Origin of the sequence: Salinivibrio socompensis S35 (genome assembly GCF_000513715.1) — a bacterium.
In the GTDB taxonomy this organism is placed as follows: Bacteria; Pseudomonadota; Gammaproteobacteria; order Enterobacterales; family Vibrionaceae; genus Salinivibrio; species Salinivibrio socompensis.
Window position 1 is genome coordinate 1 of the sequence record NZ_AQOD01000157.1, and the last position, 10,523, is coordinate 10,523.

Annotated in this window: 10 protein-coding genes and 4 pseudogenes; 3 read left to right on the forward strand and 11 right to left on the reverse strand. The window is 51.4% G+C overall.

Going from position 1 to position 10,523, the window contains the following annotated elements; all coding sequences use genetic code 11:
* Together DZ54_RS0115215 and folA are read left to right on the forward strand one after the other, a co-directional pair.
* Positions 1-266, forward strand: a 266-nt coding sequence (locus DZ54_RS0115215; protein WP_025674992.1) for a threonine/serine exporter family protein, incomplete at its 5' end; no start/stop codon positions are given.
* 18 nt (positions 267-284) lie between these two features.
* A pseudogene (gene folA, locus DZ54_RS22350) lies at positions 285-767 on the forward strand (type 3 dihydrofolate reductase).
* On the opposite strand, the gene apaH reads toward folA, so the two are convergent.
* The 8 genes and pseudogenes from apaH to DZ54_RS27235 form a co-directional block, all read right to left on the reverse strand.
* A complete protein-coding gene (gene apaH, locus DZ54_RS0115225) occupies positions 764-1,591 on the reverse strand; it encodes a bis(5'-nucleosyl)-tetraphosphatase (symmetrical) ApaH (protein ID WP_025674993.1) in 828 nt (275 codons plus the stop codon). The pseudogene folA and the gene apaH sit on opposite strands and share 4 nt — an antisense overlap.
* 17 nt (positions 1,592-1,608) lie before the next feature.
* The gene (gene apaG, locus DZ54_RS0115230) at positions 1,609-1,998 is read right to left on the reverse strand and encodes a Co2+/Mg2+ efflux protein ApaG (protein WP_025674994.1); all 390 of its coding nucleotides are present in this window, start codon (positions 1,996-1,998) and stop codon (positions 1,609-1,611) included.
* Between the two features lie 14 nt (positions 1,999-2,012).
* Positions 2,013-2,819, reverse strand: a complete 807-nt coding sequence (gene rsmA, locus DZ54_RS0115235; protein WP_025674996.1) for a 16S rRNA (adenine(1518)-N(6)/adenine(1519)-N(6))-dimethyltransferase RsmA — start codon at positions 2,817-2,819, stop codon at positions 2,013-2,015.
* Complete coding sequence (gene pdxA, locus DZ54_RS0115240) at positions 2,816-3,805, reverse strand: 4-hydroxythreonine-4-phosphate dehydrogenase PdxA (protein WP_025674997.1); 990 nt, start codon at positions 3,803-3,805, stop codon at positions 2,816-2,818. The genes rsmA and pdxA overlap by 4 nt, the downstream gene beginning before the upstream one ends.
* Positions 3,792-5,085, reverse strand: a pseudogene (gene surA, locus DZ54_RS22355) (peptidylprolyl isomerase SurA). Before surA ends, pdxA begins: the two are co-directional and overlap by 14 nt.
* 53 nt (positions 5,086-5,138) lie before the next feature.
* On the reverse strand, positions 5,139-6,191 hold the full coding sequence (gene lptD, locus DZ54_RS27225) for an LPS assembly protein LptD (protein ID WP_338057077.1): 1,053 nt from the start codon (positions 6,189-6,191) through the stop codon (positions 5,139-5,141).
* Positions 6,192-6,205: 14 nt separating this feature from the next.
* Positions 6,206-7,129: an LPS assembly protein LptD gene (gene lptD, locus DZ54_RS27230; RefSeq protein ID WP_338057078.1), complete on the reverse strand. Its 924-nt coding sequence runs from the start codon at positions 7,127-7,129 to the stop codon at positions 6,206-6,208.
* The gene (locus DZ54_RS27235; RefSeq protein ID WP_338057079.1) at positions 7,126-7,467 is read right to left on the reverse strand and encodes an LptA/OstA family protein; all 342 of its coding nucleotides are present in this window, start codon (positions 7,465-7,467) and stop codon (positions 7,126-7,128) included. The genes lptD (DZ54_RS27230) and DZ54_RS27235 overlap by 4 nt, the downstream gene beginning before the upstream one ends.
* A 154-nt stretch (positions 7,468-7,621) precedes the next feature.
* On the opposite strand from DZ54_RS27235, the pseudogene djlA reads away from it, so the two are divergent.
* Positions 7,622-8,454 (forward strand): annotated as a pseudogene (djlA, locus tag DZ54_RS22365) (co-chaperone DjlA).
* Between the two features lie 48 nt (positions 8,455-8,502).
* Here the strand turns inward: djlA and DZ54_RS26920 are convergent.
* From DZ54_RS26920 to DZ54_RS0115270, 3 genes and pseudogenes are all read right to left on the reverse strand, one after another.
* Positions 8,503-9,481 (reverse strand): annotated as a pseudogene (locus DZ54_RS26920) (D-2-hydroxyacid dehydrogenase).
* A gap of 44 nt (positions 9,482-9,525) precedes the next feature.
* Entirely contained in the window at positions 9,526-10,284 is a 759-nt protein-coding gene (gene rluA, locus DZ54_RS0115265; RefSeq protein ID WP_025674998.1) for a bifunctional tRNA pseudouridine(32) synthase/23S rRNA pseudouridine(746) synthase RluA, read from the reverse strand.
* Positions 10,285-10,328: 44 nt separating this feature from the next.
* A partial coding sequence (locus DZ54_RS0115270) for a hypothetical protein (RefSeq protein WP_025675000.1) occupies positions 10,329-10,523 on the reverse strand: 195 nt, incomplete at its 5' end.

The following is a 10,523-nucleotide window of genomic DNA, read 5'->3' on the forward strand; positions in this document are numbered from 1 at the left end:
TCGGTTTTCTGGGGGTGTATTGGTCTCAACGTTTTCTCGCGCATCCTAAAGTCTTTACGGTCGCCGCGATTATTCCCATGACTCCCGGGTGTATTGCGTTTAAGGCGATGATCGCGCTGGTGACTATCAATAACCAAGGATATAGCCCCGCGCTTTGGGCCCGTTTAATCGAAAATTTACTCAGCGCTGGCTTTATTCTCTCGGCGCTGGCAATGGGTCTTGCGATGCCTGGGCTATTGTTTTATCGTCGCCGACCAGTGATCTAATCGAAGAAGGCGAGCGCAATGCGAATTAGCTTAGTAGCCGCAATGGCAAACGACCGAGTGATCGGAAAAGAATAATCAGATGCCTTGGCACTTGCCGGCTGATTTAGCGTGGTTTAAGCGCACGACACTGGGTCATCCTGTGGTGATGGGACGTAAAACCTTTGAATCGATTGGGCGTCCGCTGCCTAAGCGTGTCAATGTGGTGATCAGTGGTGATGCGGATTTTGCGCCTGAGGGCGTGACGGTAGTGCGTTCGCCTGAGCAAGCGCTTGAAGTGGTTGCCGACAATGAAGAAGTGATGGTGATCGGCGGTGGTGCCATTTATCAGGCGTTTTTACCGCATGCCGATCGTTTGTATCTTACCTTTATTGATTTAGACGTTGAGGGCGATACCCGTTTCCCTGAATGGGGGGAAGGGTGGTCCAAAACCGAAGTTGGCACTCATCCTGTTGACGAGAAAAATGCCTACCTCTGACCTTTACGGTTTGGGACCGCGCTTAACCCTTTTTCTGCTCCGCTGGGACGGTAAAGCAGGCCTTGTCTTCCCAGCGCAGGAGCGTCAGTTTCCCTCCCCAGACACAGCCGGTGTCTAACCCATAGAGCTTGGGCTGAATCGTGCCATTCAATGCCGCCCAGTGACCAAAGACCACGGCTTGATCAAGCGGTTGGCGCTCAGGCACCTCGAACCACGGGACTAAGCCACTGTCTGACGCTTGCCCAGGTGGCAGTTTGCACTGCATATCCAAACGTCCATCAGGATAACAAAAACGCATGCGCGTAAAACTATTAATGATGTAACGATAACGCGCGAGTCCGGTCAATGTCGGATCCCAGTGATCGGGGCTATCGGCATACATGTTGTCAAGTAGCCATCGCTGATCGTTACTGCGCAGAATCGCTTCTACCTCACGGGCACAGGCGACAGCGGTCGGTTTGTCCCATTGCGGACTGATCCCCGCATGGGTCAGCAGAAAGCCGCCATCGGATGCGGGCACATCGCGCATTAGCGGCTGTTGAGCCAACCAATTTAGAAGCCTGTCCGCGTCTGGCGCATCCAAGATAGCTTGGGTTTTATCTTTTGCTTTGACGGGTTTAACCCCATTGGCGACCGCGAGCAAATGGAGGTCATGATTACCTAACACCCACTTCGCGGATTCACCAAGCTGGTAAAAATAGCGTAAAACCGCGAGAGAATCTGGCCCTCGCGCGACTAAATCACCAACCGAGTAAAGCGTATCTCGGGCTGGCGAGAAGTCCACTTCCGCCAATAAAGCATGTAACGCTTGATCGCAGCCGTGGATGTCCCCGACAAGATAGGTAGCCATATGCCTCCTTGATCGAGTTAGTGAAGAATATTGGGCAGCGCGAGACGGAAAGGTGCGATATCGACCTTAAAAGACTGCGTGTCTTGAGCTTGCATGGTGTAGAACCCTTGCATTACCCCAACAGGGGTTTCAATGATGGTGCCGCTGGTATAGGTATACTTTTCACCTGCGGCAATCTTAGGTTGCTCACCAACCACACCCTCTCCTTCGATTTCAAGCTCTTTGCCATTAGCATCAGTGATCAACCACTTTCTTCGCATCAACTGTGCGGGGGCGTCTCCCAAATTTTCAATCGTTACCGTGTAGGAAAAGACAAAGCGTTCATTGTCTGGTTCAGATTGATCTTCCACGTACTGAGTGGCGACGTGGATCTCGAATTGCGCTTGTTCAGGTTCAGTGGCTTGCAAGTCAAGGCTCCTGTTTATGATGAATGATTAGCATCTAACCAGTTTGCTAGGCTAGAGAACTGCGCCAGTGTCATGTTCTCAGGGCGTAAACTGGGGTCGATACCGAGTTCGATCAAGGTATCTGTATCGACCAGCGACTTGAAACAGTTACGGATGGTTTTACGGCGTTGATTAAAGCCCTCACGGCAGACACGCTCCAACCATGAGAGGTTGGTGACTGGGTGCGGTAAGGTTTTATGCGGCACTAAACGCACCACTGCGGAGTCCACTTTTGGTGACGGTTTGAAGGCGCTTGGTGGTACTTCTAAAACAGGGATAACCTGGCAATAGTATTGTGCCATCACAGTGAGACGACCATAGGCTTTGGTGTCTGGACCGGCGGCCAAGCGCTTCACCACTTCTTTTTGCAGCATAAAGTGCATATCTTGCACGTGATCAGCAAAGGAAAAGAGGTGGAACATCAATGGGGTTGAAACATTGTACGGTAGGTTGCCGAAAATGCGCAGTGGCCCTTGTTTCGCAAGTTCGGCAAAATCAAACGCCATGGCGTCGGCTTCATAAACCGTTAGTTTGCGACCCATAAAAGGATGGCTACGCAAGCGCGCGGCGAGATCGCGGTCGAGTTCGACCACATTAAGATGATCGATTTGTTCGGTAACAGGCTCGGTTAATGCGCCTAAACCTGGGCCAATTTCTACCAGGTTTTCACCGGATAAAGGATTGATCGCCGATACAATCTCGTCGATGACATAAGGGTCGTTTAGGAAGTTTTGTCCGAAACGTTTTCTGGCACGGTGGCCTTGATGGACTTTATCGCTCATGCTTTGCTATCTACTAATTCAATGGCGTGGGAGATGGCCGTCCGCAGGCTTCCTGTATCCGCCGTACCGGTACCCGCTAAATCCAATGCGGTACCATGATCTACTGATGTTCTGATAAAGGGGAGGCCCAAAGTGATATTCACTGAGCGTCCGAATCCTTTAAATTTTAACACAGGTAAGCCCTGGTCGTGATACATCGCTAAGACGGCATCGGCGTCTTGCAAGTATTTATCCTGAAAAAGCGTGTCGGCAGGCAGCGGACCGACCAGATCCATGCCTTGTTGGCGTAACTCATCGAGCGCCGGTTCAATGGTGTCGATTTCTTCTCGACCCAGGCAGCCGTCCTCGCCCGCATGCGGATTGAGGCCACAGATATAAATTCGCGGCTGCTGAATCGCGAACTTCTCTTGTAAGTCCTGATGCAAAATCGCTATCACGTCGTGCAAGCGCTCACGGGTAATGGCTTTGGCAACATAGGCGAGTGGGATGTGCGTCGTCACCAATGCAACACGCAAGCCTTCAGTGGCCAGCATCATCACCACTTGATTCACGTTGGCGTGTTGGGCGAAAAACTCGGTGTGACCGCTGAAAGATACACCTGAGCGATTGATGATCCCTTTATGTACGGGCCCGGTCACCACCGCCGCAAATTCGCCAGTCATATTGCCCTCTGCCGCCCGAGTGAGGGTGTCGAGCACATAGCGACCATTGGCTTCATCTAACTGGCCTGGCACAACTGCTACCCCCATAGAGATATCGGCAACAACTAACTCCCCAGCTTGATGGGGACGAGGCCGTGCTGATGCGTCGTAATCGCGCAAACTGACAGCAAGATTGAGGGCTTGAGCTCGCTCGGCCAGCATTTGCTTATTGGCGACCGCCACCAGCTGATGCGGCCAAGAGAGCAGGGCCATCGCTAAGACCAAGTCCGGACCTATGCCAGCCGGCTCTCCGGGGGTGATCGCGATACGCTTAGCGGTCATCATTGATGACCTCAACATAGGCGCCAGCGCGTAGCTCTTGTAGCCAGGCTTGCGCTTCTTCATTAAATTTGCGATTAAACAGCATACGGTAAGCGCGGTTTTTAACCGCTGCATCGGTTTTATCGACGTCGCGACGATCGGTGACTTCAACCACATGCCAGCCATGCACGGTTTTAAACGGCTCACTGATCTGGCCTTCTGGCAGGGTATCGACTTTGGCTTTAAACGCCGGCACATAAGCGTCTGTGGTCGACCAGCCTAAGTCACCACCGTTCACGGCCGAGCCGGGATCGTCACTGTACTGTTTCGCGAGGTCGGCAAAGGTTTGTTCGCCGCGCTCAATCTGCGCAATCAGTTGGTTGAGCTCTTTTTTCGCTCCTTTATCACTGAGCACGATCGAGGGTTTGATCAAAATATGGCGGGCTTTAACTTCGGTAACGGCGACCGTTTCCAAACCTTGCACATCATCGATTTTCAAAATATGAAAACCCACCCCACTGCGAAATGGCCCGATAATGGCGTCTTTTCCTTGGTTGGTTATTTGGTCGGCAAAAATCGTTGGCATTTCTTCCAAGCGTAACCAGCCCCAATCGCCGCCATCAAGCGCTTTTGGCCCCTTCGAATATTCCATCGCCAGTTCGGCAACGTTGCCTCGTGGCGTAATTTATCCACTAAGCGATACGCTTGTTGTTTCACCGCCTCACGCTCGGCTTTATCCGTTTCATCATTCAATTTCAGTTGGATATGCGAGAGTCTATAGCGCACTTTTTGCATCTGTTGTTGGTTAAGCTGATTGGCCAACGTCTCAACTTCTTGCGGCAAAATGCTAATACGGCGGCGTACCTGTGCATTGCGCGCTTCTGAATGGTGAGCTCTCGGCGAACTTGCTCGCGATATTGATCCCATGAGATCCCTTGCGCTGCCATTTTGTCGCGCAGGGCACTCACACTGACCGATTGCTCGTTGGCAATATTCTCGATCGCTTGTTGTAACTGACTGTCGTCAATTTGGATGCCCAGACGTTTGGCTTCCTGCAGCTGCAGCTCTTCGACAATCAGTCGTTCGCGCATTTGCTCCTCAAGGACGTCTTGAGGCGGTAACTCACGATCTCCGCTAGCAGCATTACGGGTGACTGTTTGGCGCATTGCCGTCATTTCACTGTTTAGCACCACACCATCATTCACCACTGCAATGACGCGATCCAGCTCTTTGGGTGCGGCTTGGGTTAAGGGGGTCAGCAACACTAAAACGCCAGTGATGAGGGCGTGACTCCATTTGTTCATGCTTTGTCCACTTCTTTTAATAGGTTCAACAGTCCAGACCACAATAAGGCGTGTTAGTTCTTTAATGCAAAGGGATCACGATAACCCAGCGCGTTGCCTGAGTCAGTGTTAAAGTTAAAGCCACTGTCAGCCCCCAGTCCGAGTAAACTAAATGACAAGGTCACATTGTTATCGTAAACCGGATCGGCGTTAATATCAGCGCGCGACAGTAGATACTCGTTGTAACTTAACCCGACCACCCAACAATCTGAGCGGTAGGTGAGGCTAACTTGGTTTTCTAACATCACATCTTGGGTAAGGTCGCGCCAGTATTGGCCTTTAAAACTTAGCCCGCCCCCAAGTGGGAACCCGGTGACAATCCCCGCTTGCGACAAGCCATCATCCGTGAGTCGGCTGATGTCTCGGTTCGGCAGGGTAGAGACAATATACTCTTGTGCAACGTAGCGATAACTGGTTTGCGCATAAAACGGGCCGCGGCGATACTCAGCAATCGCGTTACCAAACTGCATTTCGCGCAAGTTGCTGTCATATTGCATCGACGCGCGTACAAACACGTTGTCATCAATGTTGGCTTCCCCTTCTAATGCCCAAGACGAATAATCGAAAGTTTCTGCATCTTGGTTAGACGGCTGGTCAAAATAGTAAATTTGCCCAAACGATAAATTCAGACGCTCTTTATACCCGCCGTCGTAAAAGCGGGTCGTCGCGCCGTAGGTGAGCTGGTTGGCCGGATTAATGTAATCAATGCTACTGAATTGATTGCTGCGAAATAGGCCGTAGTAGTCGGTTTGCAATCGCGCGGTATCATAGCCACCGCCGCTGAAGTTAACCGGGTTATAGATACCGCCTTGATCCACATCTTTGATATACAAATATTGGACCTGTGGTTCGATCGTTTGGCTAAAGTGCCCCCCCATTGCCCAAAAATTGCGCTCAAGGACTAATCCAGAGTGAAGGCGCAGTGTTGGAATTTTGCGATCGACCGATTTATTCAATGTGGCGGTGGATTCCGCATCCTGAATCGCGCTATCAAAGCGCTGATCATAGTGCGTATACAGCATGCTGGCTTCCGCTGTGGCATTAAACCAAGGTCGGGTAAACGGCATGGTGAGGGTCGGGGCTAAATGTGTCCGTGTGGCTTCGGGTTTACGTGGGGTCGGTCGTTGGCAAACACACTCAATTGCGCAGGCACACTGACATCGAGCCAATCCGTGACTTGCGGCGCGTAGTAGTTAAGATCCACTTGTGGCATCAAGCGATACACACTGGTGCCCTCTGTTAGCGCTTGGAAGTCGCGAACACGAACCGTACTGTTCCAATCTAAACCACGGTAACTGATCTCGCCCGTTTGCAGTAGCGTGTTGTCTTCCCGCTTACCCACATTAGAGTCAATGCTCTGAAAGTAACCGATATCACTGACTTTGCTATAATCGGCCTCGTAGCGCCAGTGACCTTGAACACCACTATGTTGCCAGTTGAAGCCCCAACGTGTATCGAGCTCAGGGTTGAGTTGATCGTCAGGCAAGTATTCAGAATACAGCGAACCGCTTCCTATCGGCGTGAGATAGCGCATATTGGTCTTTAACTGCACGCCTCGCTCTGACATATATTTGGGTGTGAAGGTGGCATCCAGTTGCGGATGGATATTCCAATAAAATGGCGTTTCCGTCTCGATGCCATCACGGTCACTCCAAGTAACCGAAGGATATAAAAAGCCCGTCAATCGTCCTTCTTCCACCGGGACACGCAAATACGGCAAATAAAAGATGGGCACATTCATCACCTCAAACTTAGGATGATAAAGGTCAGCAAATAAACTGCTGTCTTCTTTCTCTATTTTTGAGGCAGAAAAGCGCCAGCTTTTATCTTCATCTGGGCACGTGGTATAGGTACCATCTTCGAGCTCATAAAAGGAGGTTCCGTTTTTAAACACCCGTTTTGCCTCACCCCGCCCCGGGGTGCATAGCATCTTGTACTGAGCGTTGTTGAGGGTTGTATCTTCGCTCTCGAGATTGGCTTGCAAATAGTCCGATGTCACCATCATTTGGCCATCATTGAACACCACGTCCCCTTGTGCGGTGACGATCCGTTCAGGTCATCGCGCAGCGTCGCAGTGTCAGCGGTCATTTTTCGATGGCCTTGCGTGACTTCCACATTGCCACTGTAGATGGCTTTGTCGTTGGTCTGTGCCTCGGCACGATCCGCCACTACGCGAATGGGCGCGCTGTTGACATCTTGTGTCTGCTCGCTTGCCGGAATACACCGCGCCTCCTTGTCAGAGCAAGGCTGGGTCGTTGGGGCTGTGTTGGCAAACACAAGGGCTGGGCCGTAGAGCGCCAAGCTGATCATGGTGGCTAAAAAGCTACGAGCAGTCGGTGACATTGAAGAAGACATTCCTGTTTTATCTGATTGCGTGGTGTACACGAAGGCAACGCATCAGTATGCTTTGGCTGCAAAATGCGATTATCATAAATCAATTTGCGCCCGGCATCACCTCTAAATGTGCAGGGTGTGAAACCAGCAATGAGACCATGGCATGCAACTATATGGCAAGGTAATTGGCGCTTTTCTCGGCATTTTGTTGGGAGGCCCAATCGGTTTTTTTCTTGGCCTATTTTTAGGTCATCAGTTTGATAAAGCCAAACAACGCGCGCGTTTCGGTGGGTTTGGTCGCGGATTTGGGGCGCAAGGCCCGCAAGCGCAACGTGTTTTTTTCCATGGCACCTTTGCGGTGATGGGACATATGGCGAAAGCCAAAGGGCAGGTGACGCAACAAGAAATCCAGTTGGCAAGCTTACTCATGGATCGCATGCAACTGCAAGGCGAAGCCAGACAGTCAGCACAACAAGCGTTTCGCGAAGGAAAAGAGAACGATTTTCCGCTAGATGAAACCCTCAGTGGTATTCGTGCTTTAAGCCAGGGGCAACGTGATTTGTCGCGTATCTTTTTAGAAATGCAGATACAAGCTGCGTTTGCCGATGGCGATCTTCATCCCAAAGAGCGTGAACTTTTGTATGTGATTGCCGAAAAGCTGGGCTTTTCGCCACAGCAACTGGAGCAACGGTTACGGATGCAAGAAGCCGCGTTTCGCTTTAGCCAAGGCTATCAGGCGGATGGCAGCATCAATCTGATGGTCCTGGCGCACCGCCACAGCAAAGTGAAATTGATGATGCCTACGACGTGTTAGGTGTTGAACCTTCCGCATCCTCTCAGGATGTGAAAAAAGCGTATCGGAAACTGATGAATGAACATCACCCCGATAAATTGATGGCGAAAGGTTTACCGCCAGAAATGATGGAAATGGCCAAAGAAAAAGCGCAAGAAATCCAAAAAGCGTACGACGTGGTGAAAAAAGCCCGCGATATGTAGCGGCTCGTGACATTAATCAATCGTCGCGCTAATCAATCGTCGTGCTAATCAATCAAGATCATCAATCAGGGTGTGTTGTGGCGCACCGCTGAAAAAGCCGTCAATATTCTCCATTAGCTGTTGTGTCAGCCTATGAACCGCTTCGTCAGCGCCCCAGGCAACATGGGGCGTAATGATAAGATTGGGCAAGGAGGCGGCGACTAGCGGATGCGCATCGGGGGCAGGCTCTTGACTGAGTACATCCAAACCTGCGCCACCAATTTGGCCGCTTTTTAACGCGTGTAACAGTGCACGCTCATCCACTAATCCCCCTCGACCCGTATTTATCAGTAAGGCGTGCTCTGGCATCTTAGCTAGTACATCTTGGTTGATGAGGTGTTGAGTCTTATCGGTTAACGGGCAATGTAGCGACAGCACATCTGCCTGCTGAATTACCTGATCAAAGGCTGATAACCAGGCCGACAATCGCTCGCCCCTTGGTGATCGGCAAACATCACCGTCATGCCAACGGCCTGGGCCAATTGCCCGACCGCTTTCCCTAATGCGCCCCTTCCAACAATCCCTAGAGTGCTGCCTGCGATACTGCCAATAGGATGAGTGAAAAAGCAAAACTGGCCACGTTTTGCCACTCGCCTCGACGCACATCGGTGTGATAGCCCACCAATTGACGTTTCAAGGCAAAAATAAGTGCCATTACATGCTCGGGCACCGATTGGGTGGCATAGCCTTGTACGTTGCATACCTGCACGCGATTTGCTCGGCAAGCGTCTAAATCCACGTTGTTGACGCCGGTCGCCGCGACAGCGATCAATTTTAGTTTGGGCAATGCCGCCAATATTGTGTCATTGATCACCACTTTGTTGATGACCGCCACATCGGCTTGTTGCAGGCGTTCGATCACGTCATCGGGAGCGGTGGCAGGGTACGATTGCCAGTGATGAGGATAACGAAGCGTCGGGAGTGTGATGTGATCAGGAATGGTCTCTCGGTCGAGAAAAACCACCTTGATGGGAGAGTGATGAGCCATGTTGATCTCCGTGTCTCAATGCATGGCTCTAGAATGTGAGATGGCTAGCGTTTCTGCAACCCTTCATGGTCAGCCTGTGATGTCATCGTGGCTCGACACGACGCGAGTTGATACTCACTTGCCAGTCGATTATCCGGCATATCCCGGTAAAATGCGCAGGGGGCTTGAAAGTGCATCGGCACATTAGTTGCGGGGTGTAAAATACTCAACTCTGCAGCATGCAAGTGAAGGCGAGAGGTATACTCAAAGGCCTCTGGCAGCGCATAAAACTCGTCACCGACAATCCCGTGCCCAAGGGCTTGCATATGCACACGGAGCTGATGAGAGCGGCCGGTGAGTGGATACAACGCCATTAAGCTCGTCTGTGCATCTTGATGTAAACAGCGATAATGGGTTTGCGAAGGTTTCCCGTGTTCAATACAGACCTTCTGTCTGGGGCGATTAGGCCAATCGCAAATCAAAGGCAGATCGACATTACCCTCACTGTGCTCCGGGTGGCCCCACACTTCGGCGTAATACAATTTAGTGGGTACGCGCTCGCGAAACTGGGCTTTGAGGTGTCGCTCGGCCTCTTTGTGCGCGGCAAACGCCATTACACCCGAGGTAGCCATATCAAGCCGGTGGACCAATTCAGCGTCGGGAAATTCGGCTTTGACCCGTGACCACGCACTGTCGTAATGGGCGGGATCACGGCCTGGATTGGCCAGTAATCCGCTGGGTTTATTAATCACCACCAGATCGGCATCTTGATACAAGATATCGAGCCAAGGTGTCGTGGGAGGGTGGTACTCAATCATTGCCATATAGGGTTCGGGACCGGCTGGCCCCGCCTTTGTTCAAAGGGTGATTACTGGTGGCTGACCACAATCAAACGCAGGGCGTCTAAGTCGATTTGTGCGTGTTGAATGTGATGCGACAAGGTGCTGATCTGATCGCGCAGTGCGTCGAGCTCATCATCACGGATATTCGGATTAACCGTTTTCAGTGCTTCTAAACGTGCCAAGGCTTGTTTGAGCTCGGTTTCCATTTCTTGATGGGCGGC

Excerpts from the sequence above, each read along its gene's own strand:
- lptD (WP_338057078.1), bottom strand. The coding sequence starts at position 7,129 with ATGATGGTGACATCGGACTATTTGCAAGCCAATCTCGAGAGCGAAGAT.
- apaH (WP_025674993.1), bottom strand. The coding sequence starts at position 1,591 with ATGGCTACCTATCTTGTCGGGGACATCCACGGCTGCGATCAAGCGTTA.
- rluA (WP_025674998.1), bottom strand. The coding sequence starts at position 10,284 with ATGGCAATGATTGAGTACCACCCTCCCACGACACCTTGGCTCGATATC.
- rsmA (WP_025674996.1), bottom strand. The coding sequence starts at position 2,819 with ATGAGCGATAAAGTCCATCAAGGCCACCGTGCCAGAAAACGTTTCGGA.
- lptD (WP_338057077.1), bottom strand. The coding sequence starts at position 6,191 with ATGCCGTTTACCCGACCTTGGTTTAATGCCACAGCGGAAGCCAGCATG.
- DZ54_RS27235 (WP_338057079.1), bottom strand. The coding sequence starts at position 7,467 with ATGTCACCGACTGCTCGTAGCTTTTTAGCCACCATGATCAGCTTGGCG.
- pdxA (WP_025674997.1), bottom strand. The coding sequence starts at position 3,805 with ATGATGACCGCTAAGCGTATCGCGATCACCCCCGGAGAGCCGGCTGGC.